Origin of the sequence: Enterobacter cloacae complex sp. IR5458, from assembly GCF_049238025.1 — a bacterium.
Classification (GTDB): domain Bacteria; phylum Pseudomonadota; class Gammaproteobacteria; order Enterobacterales; family Enterobacteriaceae; genus Enterobacter; species Enterobacter kobei.
This window is the reverse complement of sequence record NZ_JBMKIF010000019.1, coordinates 11,826-27,893: the sequence shown is the minus strand read 5'-3', so window position 1 is coordinate 27,893 and position 16,068 is coordinate 11,826. Positions and strand designations below refer to the sequence as shown.

The window sequence follows — 16,068 nt, the reverse complement described above, 5'->3', positions numbered from 1 at the left end:
TGTGGTTAGAAATAAGTTTTATGTGTTAGGTTATATTCACCATAATAATGATTATCTTTTCAGAGGCTTCTTTTAGTAAGTATGAAGGATTCAGACTTTTTCACCTGGCGACGGGATTGCTTCCTCCGGTTTCAGGAATTGACCTGTGCCGACGAGGTATATCAGGAACTTCAGCGACAAACGCAGGCGCTCGAATTCGATTATTACGCGCTCTGCGTGCGCCATCCTGTGCCATTTACGCGACCCAAGATCTCGTTGCAAACCACTTATCCAAAGCAGTGGATGGCGCAATATCAATCCGCGAACTATTTCGCGATTGATCCGGTTTTAAAGCCGGAGAATTTCATTCAGGGTCATCTTCCCTGGACTGACGCATTATTCGCAGATGCGCAGGAGTTATGGCATAACGCACAGGATCACGGTTTACGCACGGGAATAACGCAGTGTCTGATGCTGCCTAATCACGCGCTCGGTTTCCTCTCGGTTTCCCGTACGAGTGTGCAGGATGTGCCGTACAGACAGGAAGAAATAGAACTACGGTTGCAAATGCTGGTGCAAATGGCATTAACCACGCTGTTGCGTTTTGAAGATGGGATGGTGATGCCGCCTGAGATGAAATTCAGCAAGCGTGAGCGGGAAATTCTGAAATGGACTGCAGAAGGGAAGACGTCAGCGGAAATAGCGATCATTCTCTCCATTTCAGAGAATACGGTTAACTTCCATCAGAAGAATATGCAGAAAAAATTCAATGCACCCAACAAAACCCAGATTGCTTGTTACGCGGCGGCAACGGGACTGATCTGATTAGAGAGTACGTTCTGCGTGACAGACGAGCGGACGGCTGAATGCAGTGCATCCAGCCGTTTTTTGTTACTGGCGGTACGCTTGTTTAATTTGCTTAACGGTGTTTGCAAATACAGCCGATTCCGCCTGGTCTTCCATCTGCGCGATTTGCTTTTCCATTTTAATGATCACACGACCAGCATCAGCCTGGCCCATCGCCTGCAGCATCAGCGTCAGCAGTGCTTTCAGGCAGTTTACTTCCTGTGCCAGTTCCTGGTTATTCTCCGCAGTGGCAAATTCAGGTGTGCTCATTTATTTTCCTCATTATTAAACGGCGCTAAAGCGCGACGACGAAAGTCAAGGCGGCGGAGTATACCACAAGCTGTAGCAAAAAATGCAGCGGTTGTTTTTCGTACTTTTACTGCGCTGTTTATTTGCGTAAACTCCGCCAGGCGGTAGACTGATGCCCTGGTATGACTATTAATTGTTTATGAGTGGTTTGCTTACCGTTAATTATTGTTACAAAAATCTGAAAACTGTTTTCCCCGAGGAAAAGGAGCAAGGTTTTTGTAACTTTTTGAATACGGATGCTTAAAAAAAAGCGCAAAAGCCCTGATGGCAAGGACTCTCTTTCCACGGACTGTACAGGCTAATTTCCAAAAACGAGAGCAAAATCGAATAGCCGATTTTTTAACGTTTTAATCTTGTGAGGAAAACCGTTAATATAAACCAAATTATCACTCAGTAGCGTTATCCCTATTCTGGAGACATTTCCTTTGATCAACGTCCTTCTTGTTGATGACCACGAACTGGTGCGCGCAGGGATACGACGCATTCTTGAAGATATAAAAGGGATTAAAGTTGCCGGAGAGGTGTGCTGTGGGGAAGATGCCGTAAAATGGTGCCGCACAAACTCCGCCGATGTGGTGCTGATGGATATGAACATGCCCGGCATCGGTGGCCTTGAGGCAACGCGCAAAATTGCGCGTACCTTCGTAGATACCAAAGTCATCATGCTGACCGTGCATACTGAAAATCCACTGCTTGCGAAAGTGATGCAGGCGGGTGCGGCCGGTTACCTGAGCAAAGGTGCCGCTCCGCAGGAGGTCGTCAATGCCATCCGCTCCGTGTTTGCCGGGCAGCGTTACATCGCCTCTGACATTGCGCAGCAGATGGCATTGAGCCAGATCGAACCCGAGAAAAACGAGTCCCCGTTTGCCAGTTTGTCTGAGCGCGAATTGCAGATTATGCTGATGATCACGAAAGGTCAGAAGGTAAATGAGATCTCGGAACAGCTGAACCTCAGCCCGAAAACGGTGAACAGCTATCGTTATCGAATGTTCAGTAAACTGAACATTCATGGTGATGTTGAACTGACTCATCTGGCCATCCGACATGGTTTATGTAATGCGGAGACGTTGTTAAGTCAGTGAGTGATGTGTTCGATTCAAAAGCATTTCTGAAAACGGTAACCAGCCAGCCTGGCGTCTATCGGATGTATGACGCTGGCGGTACGGTTATCTATGTGGGGAAGGCGAAAGACCTTAAAAAACGCCTTTCCAGCTATTTTCGCAGCAACCTTGCCTCCCGTAAGACTGAAGCGCTGGTCTCTCTCATTCATAATATTGATGTCACCGTCACGCATACTGAAACCGAAGCCCTGCTGCTTGAGCACAATTATATAAAGCTCTATCAGCCGCGCTATAACGTGCTGTTGCGGGACGATAAATCCTATCCGTTTATCTTTCTCAGTGGCGATACCCATCCGCGTCTGGCGATGCACCGTGGTGCAAAACACGCGAAGGGGGAATATTTTGGTCCTTTCCCGAATGGCTATGCCGTGCGGGAGACGCTCGCACTGCTGCAAAAAATCTTCCCGATTCGTCAGTGCGAAAACAGTGTCTACCGTAACCGCTCGCGTCCGTGTCTGCAGTACCAGATTGGACGCTGCCTGGGCCCCTGTGTTGCCGGGCTGGTCAGTGAAGATGAGTATGCCCAGCAGGTGGAGTATGTACGCCTGTTCTTGGCCGGAAAAGACGATCAGGTGTTAACCCAGCTGATCGCGCGGATGGAAAAAGCCAGCGCCGCACTTGAGTTTGAAGAGGCCGCACGGATCCGTGACCAAATTCAGGCGGTGCGCCGGGTCACCGAGAAACAGTTTGTCTCGAATACCGGTGACGATCTCGACGTTATCGGCGTCTCCTTTGACGCCGGAATGGCCTGTGTTCACGTGCTGTTTATCCGCCAGGGCAAAGTACTCGGCAGCCGCAGCTATTTCCCTAAAGTGCCTGGTGGCACCGAGCTGGGGGAAGTGGTGGAAACCTTTGTCGGCCAGTTCTATCTACAGGGAAGCCAGATGCGCACGCTCCCCTCGGAGATCCTGCTCGATTTCAACCTTGACGATAAAACCCTGCTGGCCGATTCGCTTTCCGAGCTGGCGGGCCGTCGGGTCAACGTACAAACCAAACCCCGCGGCGACAGGGCGCGTTATCTGAAGCTCGCGCGGACCAACGCGGCGACGGCGCTGACCACAAAATTGTCTCAGCAATCGACGGTCAGCCAGCGGTTAACCGCGCTGGCAACGCTACTGAAGTTGCCGGAAGTGAAACGTATGGAGTGTTTCGATATCAGCCATACGATGGGCGAGCAGACGGTAGCATCCTGCGTCGTTTTTGATGCTAATGGCCCGCTTCGCGCCGAGTATCGACGCTACAACATCACCGGCATTACGCCGGGAGACGACTATGCCGCCATGAATCAGGTGTTGCGTCGTCGTTACGGTAAAGCAATTGAAGAGAGCAAGATCCCGGATGTGATCCTGATTGACGGTGGTAAAGGCCAGCTTGGCCAGGCGAAAACGGTATTTGAATCACTCGACGTTGAGTGGGACAAAAATCATCCGCTGCTGTTAGGTGTGGCGAAAGGGGCCGATCGTAAGGCGGGTCTGGAGACGTTGTTCTTCGAACCGGAAGGTGAGGGCTTCACTCTGCCGCCAGACTCTCCGGCGCTGCATGTTATCCAGCATATTCGCGATGAATCGCACGACCATGCTATCAGCGGGCACCGTAAAAAACGGGCGAAGGTGAAAAATACCAGTACTCTGGAAACCATTGAGGGCGTCGGGCCAAAACGTCGCCAGATGCTGCTGAAGTATATGGGCGGATTGCAAGGATTACTCAACGCCAGCATGGAGGAAATTGCAAAAGTGCCGGGTATTTCGCAAGGGCTGGCAGAAAAGATCTACTACTCGTTGAAACATTGAGGGCTCTGTAGCAACATAGAGCTAAATTTTACTGACAACAAATAGTTACCGTCACTATGCAATATAATATCCCTACGTTGCTCACTCTCTTTCGTGTTGTACTCATTCCGTTCTTCGTGCTGGCGTTTTATCTGCCGGTTGTGTGGGCACCTTTTGCCTGCGCACTGATCTTCCTTATCGCAGCGGTAACGGACTGGTTTGATGGCTATCTGGCGCGTCGCTGGAATCAAAGCACTCGCTTCGGCGCGTTTCTCGATCCGGTAGCGGATAAGGTCATGGTTGCTATCGCGATGGTGCTGGTGGCTGAACACTATCATACCTGGTGGGTGACGCTGCCTGCGGCAACCATGATCGGCCGTGAAATCATCATTTCTGCGCTGCGTGAGTGGATGGCGGAGTTGGGTAAACGCAGCAGCGTGGCGGTCTCCTGGATCGGGAAAGTGAAAACGACCGCACAGATGGCGGCGCTGGTCTGGATGCTCTGGCGTCCAAACGCCTGGGTTGAGTGGGCGGGAATTGGTCTGCTGTGGGTAGCGGCAGTGCTGACGTTGTGGTCAATGCTGCAATATTTGAACGCTGCGCGCGGGGATTTGCTTGATCAGTGATCGTTTCGCCGTAATTTTCAGCAAACGATCCAGGGAAGCAAAAAATAACGTTGACTCATAACGTCATATCAGTAGAATGCAACGCATCGAACGGCGGCACAGCAAGCCGGACGATAATGAAATCAAGTGTTTAGAAGTTGACTTGATGACATGCGGGAATAGCTCAGTTGGTAGAGCACGACCTTGCCAAGGTCGGGGTCGCGAGTTCGAGTCTCGTTTCCCGCTCCAGATTAAAGACATGCGCAGTAGCGGGTGTCAGTTAGAAAAGTTTTACGGCGCGTTAGCAAAGCGGTTATGTAGCGGATTGCAAATCCGTCTAGTCCGGTTCGACTCCGGAACGCGCCTCCACTTTCTTCCCTGGCCGGATGGTGGAATCGGTAGACACAAGGGATTTAAAATCCCTCGGCGTTCGCGCTGTGTGGGTTCAAGTCCCACTCCGGCTACCATGGGAAAAAGCAGAATAATGAAAGCAATAAGCAGTGTCGTGAAACCACCTACGGGTGGTTTTTTTGTGCCTGAAATTCATGTCCTGTGCATATCCTGTGCTCACGGGGTGCAATGAGCTGCAATCTCCAGCCTGGCAATGCCGAATCGAACGTGTCGCCTCCAGCATAGAGAACCAGGTCGCTTTGCCTGTTTTCCGGTACTCTTCCGGGAAGGGGGGCCTGCTGAGCAAACTGTAATGTTCTAGCCACCCCGAGTACGAAGTTGCTTAATTCGTGCAATCACCTCTTCTCTGTACTTCTGGTGTCCGCGCATAGCCCTTGGATGGGCAATTCTGAAACAGATTGTATTACCTGTTTTGAACTCCCATAGCTTCCCCGAAATGACTGAAGAAGTCTCATAGCCGCCTAGCTCAGTAAGCACCTGTTTTATGATGTAGTCTGTTCTCCGTGCTCCGGATGCAAAGATGATGAAATCAGGCTCAAGGTGTTTAATTTGTACCGCCAGCAGCTTCAGCGAGGCTAATATGACTTCCTGCACTTCATTTTGAGGGCGATTGAGAGGGGTCAGTCCGTCGTAATCCCACGCCAGTAGATTGGCATACACGATAGCCTGAGGAGGAATATTAAGCTCCCGGGCCAGCCTGAAATGATATTGCGTGAAGCGGCTACGTGATTTGAGGTTGGTGGTGCCATAATTTTGTACCGGAAGATGTTTCCTGTAACGATCTACAGCTTCTTCAACCACCTGCCCGATGGTGACGTCAGGCATAAGTCCCAACACCCGTGATATCGTATTCTTACCATTCAGCGTATTCCAGCCTGCGGTTTCACGTCCAACCAGCATGATTTTTACCGGTGAATGCCAGTATTCTTCAAACGGCACGGGTAAAAAGACGCCTGAGTATTTATCTTCATTCAGGTTAAATGACTGGGCGTCAACTTCCTGTAATATCCGTTTGTACGCGTCTAATAGCCTTTCCATTCTTCAATCCTGCCCCGTAATAAAAATACCTTCAGATATATATTATTTTCATGATATCAATCAGATACATGAGGATAAATATGCAAAAATCCTTCCGATTCACCAATTCATCCATCAAAGCCCTTCCGGCAAACACAGATACCCGATCTACAGAGCTTGAGGTATCTGATACCGAGGTCATTGGCCTCAAATGCCTCTCAGGTCGAACGGGTAACAAACGTTTCCTCCTGCGATACACATTCCACGGTACCAAAAAAAGTATCAGTATTGGCAGATTCCCTGAAATTGATGTGGGGACAGCCCGTCAGATAGCCCGCCGTCACAAGGAGGCGATTGCACTGGGAAATGACCCTAAGGCAGAACGCGATAATTATCGTGCTATGCCAACGCTTAGTGAGTTTTTTCACCAGACCTATGTTCCGTTCATCAAACGCCATAAAAAGTCCTGGGATAAGGATGTTCAGCGTTTCACGCAATACATTGAACCTCGTCTGGGGAAGATACGTTACTGCGACCTTCGGGCCCGGGAAATCCAGCAGGTGCTTTTCGACATGCTTGAGGGTCGTATTCACGGCCAGCAGTATGCACCGTCTACCTGTAACAGGGCACTGGCTATTCTGAAAACTATGGGGCGTTATGCGCTACGACAGGATGTCCTGGAGAAGAATGAAGCCGATAAGATCCCTTTGCTTAAGGAGAATAATCAGCGGACGCGCTTTTTTGACGCCGATGAGATCAGAAGGATCCTCGACGCTGCGGCACGATACCCCAATAAGGCAGCCGGGGGACTGATAGCCATGCTGCTGTTAACCGGTACACGCAAATCAGAAATGCTGAATGTCATGCACAAACATATTGATCGGGATAACAGGTCGTTATTCATTCCTTATACTAAGAATGGTCGCAGCAGAACTGTGTATCTCAGTGATGTTGCATTATCCATTATTGATTCGATCCCACGGGCTGGCAGCAACCCCTATCTGTTTGCCGTAAAAGATAATGGAAAACCAATATCAGAACCCCGGTGGGCCTATGAAAAAATACTGGCAGAGTGCGGGATAGATAAAAGTGAAGTCTGTTTCCACACTACGCGCCATTCCGTCGCATCATTACTTGTCTCCAGCGGACAGTACAGTCTGTATGACGTTAAAGCCCAGCTTGCGCATGCCAGTATTCAGAGTACGGAGCGCTACGCAAAACTGACACCAGAGCGAATGCGTCAGACCGGGCAGGGTGTTACCGACCTTCTTTTACCCCCCGTAGCTACCAGTAAAGAACAGTGATTTTTGCATCTCTTAAACGTGGAGAATGATTATGCCGTTAAAGTGCCCTAAGTGCGGTAGTCGGAATACAGTCACAGAAACTGCCGGAAATATAGCAAAGGTGACTCGCGATGACCGGTTTCTGACATCGACATCCGGTTATATTAGCCCGGAGCAATTACCAGAATTGCTTAAAGAAATCATCAGGGCGATACAGCGTCTATTTGGATTCCTTGAACAGCGTGAAAGAAATAATGCGCCAGTGCTTATCTGCAAGGATTGTGGATATTATGAAAGAATATAGATGACCACTGAAGGCAATTCCAGATTCTTTACCCTGTCTATGTAACCCCGATACTTAAAACGTATCGGGTTTTTTGTTTATGAGGATTATTCAATGAAATTTATCTCGAACTGGCAAGACCTGCCGTCGCTCCTTCTTCCCGATTCAGTTATGACTGTCTTGAGAAAAGAACTGATACTTCCATTTGATGATGAACTTTCCGCAATGAATTTTTGGGGCGAGGTGGGTGTAACATTAATGTACATTGAACCCGGTGATGTTCCCGAAGATATTAAACGACACGTACTGGATGTAATTCATCATTTAATTGCAAACCCTGAGTTCGTGGTCCATCTGACAGATGAATATTACTTGATGCTATCAATTACAGAAGATAATGGAAATGGTATTTATCTGTTGTTTCATCCCAATTGTCCTTTGAAGGGGATTGACACATTAATGTCTATGGCGGAATCCCGTCTGTAAATCAGATTAAAATCAGGAGATGAAAATGAGAAAATCAAAGTTAGGGAAAAATAATAATGAACACGAGAAGCTGGAGTTAAATAATGATTTAAGTGATATTGAAAAAGGTATCACTGAAGATGGCCAAATATTACCTGAAGAGAGTTATAAGCTGCTAATTGAATCAGGTCAGGCGGAAAAAATCAGCCCTAAAGCCAGCGGTATTCTGACATGGCAACTGGCTATGTCTGAAACGGATAATGAACTTTATCTGCGTCTTCTGGCAAATGGCAGCGGAGGATTGTTCTCTAAGGACTGGATTTCACTTTCTAAAATTGAAAGTGTGCTCGAAGTACAACCAACGACGGGCTTCACATCTGGTGTATTCAGACCGCTGTTTAAAGGGGCTAGTGCCAATAATGCTGGTTTTCTGGCTGCTGTTCTACGCTCGCCAGATATATGCCTGCTGGAGGCGCATCCGGAGAAATTATTTACGCATGTTTTATATGCTGACTGGCGGGTAAGACTGAAAACACTCAGCAAAATTGGTGATCGAGAATAGATCTCGGAGGATTAATTCTTTATCCGTACGTTCATACAACCAGAAACAGCTACTCACCACCATTCATCTTTTTCAGGAATATTCATTATGCAAACCCAGTATGTCTTAAAACAGGCAGGATTATCGCTGCCTGTCACTAAATTATTTCAGCAGCACATCGTTACGCTTCTGGCAGAACAATCTCAGCAAACATCGGTCAGGGCAGTAGTCATTAATTTTCGTGACCCGGACTACAGTGCAGAATCCGGCGGATTTCATCCGGTTGAAATGCGGTTCATCCGCCAGGATAACGAATGGTATTTCGATTATGTCACAGACTTTAGTTACATGGGACGAGTCTATCCGGAGCTGGAAAAGGAAATGGACTTTTGTTGGTCAGGTCAATACGTCTTCCATTATCTGGCTGGGGATATTTCACTGGCGGCAGAGAGGAATGAACTCTGGTCCTTATGGGAGGGTAATTTTATGGATTACCTGTCTATGGGGATTTACCGGGTAACGGTAACTGTGGAAAGTTGTTGACCTGTTATGAACAGGAAGAAAACGGGCATCTTTGTAATCCTCTTCATGCGCAGTACATCGCAGCATGATGATGATACTGGTTGTACCGGACCGTTCGCATAAACATGTGCAGACACGGGGGATCTCAGATCCCTCGTGGTTTTACCAACATTCCCCCTAAATGACCAATCAGGGGGATGTCTGTTAATCATTACCCCAACGGACGTTTTACACCCTTAAAATTATGTAGATATTACAGTTGGTTAGACGCAATTGTGAGTGAGGGTTCTTAATTTCAAATCCATAAAGGTACGGACTATGCACCGAACACGAGGCGAGAAAATAGCCGAGAGACTGGGATGGATCTTACTTCAGCTTTATACGGGCAATACCCTGTCAGTCGATGACATTTGCCAGCAGTTTTCCGTGTGCCATCGCACAGGGCAGCGTGACTTATTGAGAGTGGAAACCGTAACAGAGGTGATTGCACCCGGCAAAGTGCGACTGGCCCCTCTGATAAGAGAGCGCGTCAGACAGGGTATCTGAGGGTTTTTTATTAATGCCAGATAATACAGACCGTCTGAAAGCAGATATTTTTGGAACCCCCTAAGAACGAGGTATCGAAATATTTTTATCAACCAGGACATAACCTGTCCCTCCCTCATATTACCCTTCGTCTGAAATATATATCACACGCATAATTTACCGAGGTTTCATATCATGAAAAAGATTGTTATTACATTTTTTGTTATAGGATTTTCTACCACCTCGTTTGCAGCCAAAATATCGCTTGAAACGGCAGGGCTCTGCTATGAAGCGACCCGACAATCAACAAAAATGGCCATGCTATTAGACCCGGACGCTGCTGAATATAAACAACTCAATAACAATACGAAAGAGTTATTCGGAACGCTGTCGGGGGGCGTGGGAGAAAAGGATTCAAAGAAAATACGGGATGCCTGGAAAACCGTCCTGGATAATGCCGGAATGGAAGGTCGCATGGCTAAATCTGATGGATATCGGGAAATGAACCGATATCCACAGGAGGTGATTATGCAGGAAGCCAATAAATGTGTCCGTCTGGCTCTTAAAGCAGGACTTGTTAAACTCTGAGTCCTTAAGAATAATATCGGGAGCATAAGCTCCCGTATTCTTCAGGCACAATATAATGCCAGTCAGATTTTTCGTTTTTCCAGATGACACTGATAAGATGTTCCACCTTGGTCGGCGATAAACCAGTCTACCGCTTCTCCCGTAAGTCTGTTAATCGAGACATGTGATACACCCCCCCAATTTTTTTTATCTCTTGAACCCTCGATCACATACTCTATTTTTTCATCAGTGATTATGGGATGTACAACCCGGAACCAGGTATCATCCCGTCCTTGTGGTTCGCCATCAATATCAACAATTACGGCTTCAGTAAACCAGGAAGTACTTTTCCCGTTAGCAACACACGTACTACCTGAATTGGCACTTATGTTGAAACAGAGTTTGTTTTGTGACAAATAGGGGCTCGGCCAAATACTTGCAGAGTCATCCCCACTTTTGTCTTTAGGGCTGCACGCAATAAGGGATGATTCAGCCAGGGCAGGCAAGCTTACGAGTAGGGATAACGCAAGATATTTAAATTTCATGGGGGGAGATGTCCTTATAGGTGGTTCTGCTTCCAGGTGCAAAGCTAAACCACCATTCTTAGCTTTACAGATATAATTTGAAAACCTTGTGGGATCTTCGGGTTAGGTTGTGTCTCTTAACCTGAGATAACTTACACGGGAGCCATCGCCCCCGCTATGTTTTTATATATTCAGCCGAAAATCCAGTTCCAGGCCTTTTTTAATCCACTGACTACGGCCTTTTTGGCGGCTTTTACGACCACGCGCAAAGGCACTGGCAGGGTATTATCAATAATATCATCAAGAACGCGATCAACGGTATAACCAAATCCTTCCGTTGCCTCTTCTGTAACTGTACGGGTTTTGTGCTCGTCTCTCACCTGAGAAGCGACGCCGCTTTGAGCGTGCTTTGGGAGCGCACGAACCATTGCCTCCACCAAATGGGTCACATTGTATCCCTCACTGGCGGCGACAGCGATCACCGGATGGTCAGTAAACCCAAATCGCTGTGTGATATATGCTTCTTTATCGAGGATATTTTGCATCTGGGATGGAGAAGGCCGGGCGTTGACAACATCCCACTCACGGAATGGCTCAATTTTGTCGACCTGATTAAGCACAAACAGTGTTTTAGCCTCACCGCCAGCAGGGGCCAGCACATTTTTGTAGAAATGTTCATCCGCAGAAAAGGCGCGATCATCGCCTTTAATCACCCAGAGAACCAGATCCAGCTGTGGTAACAGATCACGATAAAGTTGTTCATATTCAGCGTCACGCTCAGCATTTTCGCCCACACCCGGAATATCAATCAACCGCACTGAGCGTTTGCCAAACTGGATGCGCATTTCCTGCGTTTCACGGGTACAGGCGGCGACATCGCTGACTGCACAAATATCACCCTTAAAAATCGCATTACATAAGCTGGACTTCCCGGCTCCGGTCTTTCCCATAATGCCAATGACCGGCTCATAACTGATAACGTCATTGATGCGTCGGGCAATACTGTCCCTGATATTTTCAGGTAATATTTCAAGAGCATCCTTCACAGGATTTCGATTTTTAGTTTCTGTATTATTCATCTTGAGCACCATTCTCCATTCTCGCTTTAATTAACGCACACTCGTAATAAGAAATAATTACTTTTAGCAAGGCATTCACTTTTTCCAGATCACGGGGTGCCGCGTAACCGACGATCCCTTTTTTCATAGGGCTGAAGCGTTCCTTGCGGGAAAGGTTCATTGCGGCCAGTTGATCATCAATACCGTGCATTAACAAATGACCGTTTTCACCAGCACTGAAGTGATTGCAAATCATCTCGGCATGCCTGAGTAGGTTTTCGGGAACTACATTGAATGGCGCGTCAAGCCAGGCTTTAAGATGCGCATTCTGTTCATTATCATTGGCGTCAAGAAGACCGCTGAGTAAGTCCGTTGCTATGTTTTCGAAAAAATTCTCGAGCGCTTTTTCATCTTTATTCATTAGAGGTATCTCCGGTTGATTCCGTACTTTCATTCTGCTCGTATCGTTTCAGGGCAAGGCGTATGTCTTGCGTAACCTGATTACGAATCGATGCTGGTTTTAGAACTTCAACCTCGGGCATCCAGTATTTGATGAGAGGGATAATTTGGCCGAAGTGAGCCACCCGTGAAATCACGAGCAAATCACCGCTTGCGGAAGTGTGAATAATTTCCTGACCCGGCAACAGCGCGCGGCGCAAGAACCACGGGGCTACACGTGCAGAAACTGACATCAGTACTTCAGTAAGCTCTGCGCCATACCAGATACTTTCCGCATTCTCGATTTGCAGATGAATTTCCGGCGACATGGCAAATGACATGTTACTGGGGAGAACCTGTTTCATCGCTGAAATGACGAAACTTTTCAGCACTCCTCCCTCAATGGCAGCGAGATACCAGATCCCTCTGTCACTGACGAGACGATAGGGTTCAATGGCGCTGTAACTTTTCGCTTTATACATAAAGCTTATTTTTTTGCTGCCGCGAATCGCGTCTGACAATGTATTCAACGTAGACATAAAAACCCCACAATTTTCGTAGGGACGCTGTTTGATCAGAAACGGATTATTTTCGGCATTGCCCAGCAATATGCCTAACAGGCGGTCATCCCAGCGTGGAAATAACCCTTCAATACCCAGAATACGCGTAAAGCGGCGCAAGTCAGTATTGCTGCGCTGTCCCAGAACACCAACGGGAAGATGATATTTCTTACCACTGCGAAGAAGGTTGAGATAAGCCAGCCGCTGCGTAAGATCACGCCGGATGGTCTTATCACAGACATTAAACTCTTCAGCGAGCCCACTCACCGTGACTGATTCACCGTTGTTAAGGCGAGTCAGTATCAATCCAAGGCGATACCCAAGTTTGTCATGCTTATCCATTCAGGCATCCAATCAATTGAAGCTGGAAGGATATTTTCAGCAGGGTGCTGGACAAGATGAGTCCAGGCTGAAGCAGGATTTCTAAAAAATAAAAACCATAAAATTCAGTGATATATTTTCTGTATGTTTTTTGTGGACTCAACCTGTCCATGTTGTGGTGGTTGCGGGAAGCAGCTTTATTACCGGTGCCTCATTACCCCCAAACAGTAAAGCCCACGACTGGGAGAGTGGGCTTAGCAAACAGGTATTCAGCGTGAAGGATTTACAACACTGCCGAGGGCAATGCGAAGCCGGGATATACCAGCTTTATAAGGTCCATCAGGCGATTCATTCGGGCAGTCAGGGAATCAAAGATAATGGGTGGGAGCTTAGCCCGACCTGCATTTTTTACATCGCTGGGTGTCACAGAGTAGCCTGCCTCGACCAGCCATGCAGCTATCTCAACACTGGTTTGTCGCTTTCTGTCGTCCGGCGTGAGCCCCCATTGATGTTGAGCCAGGGCCCGCAGGAAAAGGCGAACAAGGACGTCATCGCTTCGATTTTGTCCTACTTTCAGTTTCAGAGGGGTAAAAACGTTTCTGCAATAGAGAAAATCACACCAGTCTTCCCAGTCAGCTTCATCTTTCAGGCTGTGTGTCTGCCGCCAGTCATCGAAAAGTTGGCGTTGCTTAAGTGCCTGGGCTATATCATTCCACGGACGGGAATACATCAACAAATGTCCATCATTCATGGTGGGGGCGATCAGTTGGCGCTTAAAGTCGAACTCCAGATTTAACCGGATATCCGACTCAACTGCGACAAGGTCGCTTTCATTCAACCACATATCACGGGTTGAAATGAGAGATCCCCTGCGAAGCTTCTGACCCGGAGCCCTGTTAAGATAGAGGTCCACCATATAGCGGTTATAGTCGTCGCGGGGAATATCAGCAGGGGGTTTAACTCCTGCACGGGCGTGTACGATTGGGTAGCCTGCAAGTTCTTTATAGGTCAACTGCCCCCGGGTTTTCATGGCGACAAGTTGCCGGACCTGATGTTTACAGGTCAGCATAGACGAGCCCGGATCCGCAATGGCGCATAACGCCTGAAAACGTGATGATAACGGGCCAGACATATCGATATTCTCGATAGCGGAATCCGTCAGAAAACCATCTGTAGTCACACTGACCACTGTTGCATTCGGCGGGAGTGCATTCATCAACTCGCCCACCACCGCGCGGACAAATCCCGTGACATGTGCAGCAAAAAATGGCTGGGTGACTGACGAAGGCGGCAGAGGGCTGTTCAGCCCTCGGGCGGTATCAAATGCAGTCTTTGCGTGAAGACCCTGAGCGAGTTTTCCGTACAGTGAATTTCCGATCTCTTTCCAGAATTTCTCCTCCAGAGACCCTTTATCATGGCGATTACGATTTTCGCGTACCTGTTGCACAAAGGGTAAAAACACGGAGCATGCTGGTTCTGCCGGTGATGAGGAATCATTAGATTTATACTGACGCCAGGGGATGATAATACCGTGCTGAATAGTCATTTCCGCACCCAGAGACAGAGCGAGGGCCATTTCCGGGGCGGTCGCCCATGACTCACCCGTCAAAGGGAAAAACAATCCGTACTGGTCGGTTCTGACGGGCAGGCAGGGGTAGCGTACCGTGTCGGGGAATCGAAAACTGACCAGCCCAAATCCCATGGTATGCCCGCAAAATTCCTCAGGATTTTGGCTCTGGTAAATATTATCGTAATCAGGCTGCAAAATATCTAACAGCCCGGTGGTGTAAGCGCCTGCTAAATCGTAGTCATACCATTGGCTTTCAGGGGTAATGCCCATCATGAAGCATTCATTTCGACCGCCGTGATAGCAGTTGATGGCGAACGTCTCATAGAGTTCCCTTGCGGGTATACTCTGCGTCGATTTTAACGTTCTGAATCCCTGAGTGTCCGGGTTCCAGCGCTGGCGCGATTCCGTCCAGGTTCCCATACAGACTTCAGGAGTCTGGCCGCTTTCCTTAATGGTTTTGAGAAACCGGGAAACAGCCATCGCACCAATCGTAGTGGGGACGCGCTCAATCAGCAGACTTTCAGTGCAGAACGATTTCACCTGTAAGGCATAGCGCACGGCAATTTCGGCATCACGAACTGCATAGGCCTCGAAACCGCGTCGATCGCCTTTTAAATACTGGCGCATATCGCTGATTGAATAAGGTGCTGGAATGGTTAGTTTCGGCAGGCCAAGTAATTCACCACATTCCGTCAGTCCCATACCGCCCGGAGTGATCAACAAGGTATCGGTAAACGTTACATTGCTGCAACGGGACGGGCTGGTCCGCTTATCAAACATGATTAGGCTGTTTTTTTCACGACGAGTTTCGACTTCATCAAAATCAATACCGTAGCGGTTTTTAAAACTGCTGACTGTACTGCGAATTCCTTTCAGCAATATTTTGTGATCGCTCCAGAAATCGGCAAACGAGGCAACATCAGCCCGCAGGAAATGAGCATACAGCGTAATCGAACCCGGCCATTCGTTAATCTGCTCATTCTTCAATAGTGGCGTCAGGGTTTTCGCGAGAAAGTTTTTCAGCGACAGGCGATCTTTTTTGTGGGCGCTGGCGGGGTACAGGATTCCGGGAACACCCGTTCCATCAGGCAGCACGACATAGCTCTGATAAGACAGAATGTCGTTTTGCTTTGTATGTGGGTTATAGACATATTCAGTATCAAAGCCGATATCTAGATGTAGCTCGCTGCTGACGTCCAGTCGATTTTTTGACTTTTGAGGTATTAACGGAAAGTTATCAAGTGTTTTAGCTGACCGGGCGACAGGTTGCGTCACTCCCGCCGCATCTGCGAGCAGTGCATTCATGTCAAACATTGGGGCTTCTCTTATTCAGGTGAGCGGTGCCATTACTGGC

Annotated in this window: 16 protein-coding genes, 3 tRNA genes and 1 pseudogene; 12 read left to right on the top strand and 8 right to left on the bottom strand. The window is 48.0% G+C overall.

The features are described from left to right. Positions 1 to 81: 81 nt before the first annotated feature. The gene (gene sdiA / locus ACOTYN_RS15865; protein ID WP_176260791.1) at positions 82 to 804 is read left to right on the top strand and encodes a transcriptional regulator SdiA; all 723 of its coding nucleotides are present in this window, start codon (positions 82 to 84) and stop codon (positions 802 to 804) included. A 66-nt stretch (positions 805 to 870) separates the two neighbouring features. On the opposite strand, the gene ACOTYN_RS15860 is transcribed toward sdiA, so the two are convergent. Together ACOTYN_RS15860 and ACOTYN_RS15855 are read right to left on the bottom strand one after the other, a co-directional pair. Beyond that, positions 871 to 1,095: a DUF2594 family protein gene (locus ACOTYN_RS15860; protein WP_014832453.1), complete on the bottom strand. Its 225-nt coding sequence runs from the start codon at positions 1,093 to 1,095 to the stop codon at positions 871 to 873. Between the two features lie 25 nt (positions 1,096 to 1,120). Next, positions 1,121 to 1,189, bottom strand: a pseudogene (locus tag ACOTYN_RS15855) (hypothetical protein); the annotation flags it as partial. A 370-nt stretch (positions 1,190 to 1,559) separates the two neighbouring features. Between ACOTYN_RS15855 and uvrY the strand changes: the two are divergent. The 6 genes from uvrY to ACOTYN_RS15825 all read left to right on the top strand — a co-directional run bounded on the left by uvrY (position 1,560) and on the right by ACOTYN_RS15825 (position 5,096). Next, positions 1,560 to 2,216 carry a UvrY/SirA/GacA family response regulator transcription factor gene (gene uvrY, locus ACOTYN_RS15850; protein ID WP_332957397.1) on the top strand — a complete coding sequence of 219 codons (657 nt, stop codon included), beginning with the start codon at positions 1,560 to 1,562 and terminating at the stop codon, positions 2,214 to 2,216. Continuing rightward, complete coding sequence (gene uvrC, locus ACOTYN_RS15845; protein WP_332957396.1) at positions 2,213 to 4,045, top strand: excinuclease ABC subunit UvrC; 1,833 nt, start codon at positions 2,213 to 2,215, stop codon at positions 4,043 to 4,045. The genes uvrY and uvrC overlap by 4 nt, the downstream gene beginning before the upstream one ends. Before the next feature lie 56 nt (positions 4,046 to 4,101). Beyond that, complete coding sequence (pgsA, locus tag ACOTYN_RS15840; protein ID WP_008500348.1) at positions 4,102 to 4,650, top strand: CDP-diacylglycerol--glycerol-3-phosphate 3-phosphatidyltransferase; 549 nt, start codon at positions 4,102 to 4,104, stop codon at positions 4,648 to 4,650. A gap of 152 nt (positions 4,651 to 4,802) precedes the next feature. Continuing rightward, positions 4,803 to 4,878: transfer RNA gene (locus ACOTYN_RS15835), tRNA-Gly, on the top strand. 46 nt (positions 4,879 to 4,924) lie between these two features. Next, positions 4,925 to 4,998, top strand: a tRNA-Cys gene (locus ACOTYN_RS15830). Positions 4,999 to 5,009: 11 nt separating this feature from the next. Then, positions 5,010 to 5,096 (top strand) — tRNA-Leu (locus ACOTYN_RS15825). Between the two features lie 241 nt (positions 5,097 to 5,337). Here the strand turns inward: ACOTYN_RS15825 and ACOTYN_RS15820 are convergent. After that, entirely contained in the window at positions 5,338 to 6,078 is a 741-nt protein-coding gene (locus ACOTYN_RS15820) for a hypothetical protein (RefSeq protein WP_049017464.1), read from the bottom strand. 80 nt (positions 6,079 to 6,158) lie between these two features. Between ACOTYN_RS15820 and ACOTYN_RS15815 the strand changes: the two genes are divergently transcribed. The 5 genes from ACOTYN_RS15815 (at position 6,159) to ACOTYN_RS15795 (ending at position 10,264) form a co-directional block, all read left to right on the top strand. Beyond that, positions 6,159 to 7,361: a site-specific integrase gene (locus ACOTYN_RS15815; RefSeq protein WP_001721489.1), complete on the top strand. Its 1,203-nt coding sequence runs from the start codon at positions 6,159 to 6,161 to the stop codon at positions 7,359 to 7,361. Between the two features lie 376 nt (positions 7,362 to 7,737). After that, positions 7,738 to 8,109, top strand: a complete 372-nt coding sequence (locus ACOTYN_RS15810) for a hypothetical protein (protein ID WP_228037377.1) — start codon at positions 7,738 to 7,740, stop codon at positions 8,107 to 8,109. Positions 8,110 to 8,134: 25 nt separating this feature from the next. Further along, positions 8,135 to 8,650 (top strand): hypothetical protein, encoded by a 516-nt coding sequence (locus ACOTYN_RS15805; protein WP_104726895.1) that lies wholly within the window; start codon positions 8,135 to 8,137, stop codon positions 8,648 to 8,650. A gap of 87 nt (positions 8,651 to 8,737) precedes the next feature. Beyond that, positions 8,738 to 9,172 (top strand): DUF2787 family protein, encoded by a 435-nt coding sequence (locus ACOTYN_RS15800; protein ID WP_021536921.1) that lies wholly within the window; start codon positions 8,738 to 8,740, stop codon positions 9,170 to 9,172. A 699-nt stretch (positions 9,173 to 9,871) separates the two neighbouring features. Beyond that, entirely contained in the window at positions 9,872 to 10,264 is a 393-nt protein-coding gene (locus ACOTYN_RS15795) for a hypothetical protein (protein WP_113787988.1), read from the top strand. Between the two features lie 62 nt (positions 10,265 to 10,326). Here the strand turns inward: ACOTYN_RS15795 and ACOTYN_RS15790 are convergent, their stop codons facing one another. The 5 genes from ACOTYN_RS15790 to ACOTYN_RS15770 all read right to left on the bottom strand — a co-directional run bounded on the left by ACOTYN_RS15790 (position 10,327) and on the right by ACOTYN_RS15770 (position 16,028). Continuing rightward, positions 10,327 to 10,788, bottom strand: a complete 462-nt coding sequence (locus ACOTYN_RS15790; protein ID WP_021536924.1) for a hypothetical protein — start codon at positions 10,786 to 10,788, stop codon at positions 10,327 to 10,329. 170 nt (positions 10,789 to 10,958) lie between these two features. Next, positions 10,959 to 11,846 (bottom strand): GTPase family protein, encoded by an 888-nt coding sequence (locus ACOTYN_RS15785; RefSeq protein WP_049017468.1) that lies wholly within the window; start codon positions 11,844 to 11,846, stop codon positions 10,959 to 10,961. Further along, positions 11,839 to 12,246, bottom strand: coding sequence for a hypothetical protein (locus ACOTYN_RS15780; RefSeq protein ID WP_021536926.1), 408 nt, complete (start codon positions 12,244 to 12,246; stop codon positions 11,839 to 11,841). Before ACOTYN_RS15780 ends, ACOTYN_RS15785 begins: the two co-directional genes overlap by 8 nt. Then, the gene (locus ACOTYN_RS15775; RefSeq protein WP_023314385.1) at positions 12,239 to 13,165 is read right to left on the bottom strand and encodes a helix-turn-helix transcriptional regulator; all 927 of its coding nucleotides are present in this window, start codon (positions 13,163 to 13,165) and stop codon (positions 12,239 to 12,241) included. Before ACOTYN_RS15775 ends, ACOTYN_RS15780 begins: the two co-directional genes overlap by 8 nt. 262 nt (positions 13,166 to 13,427) lie before the next feature. Then, a complete protein-coding gene (locus tag ACOTYN_RS15770) occupies positions 13,428 to 16,028 on the bottom strand; it encodes a DNA polymerase (RefSeq protein WP_049017469.1) in 2,601 nt (866 codons plus the stop codon). Between the last annotated feature and the right edge of the window lie 40 nt (positions 16,029 to 16,068).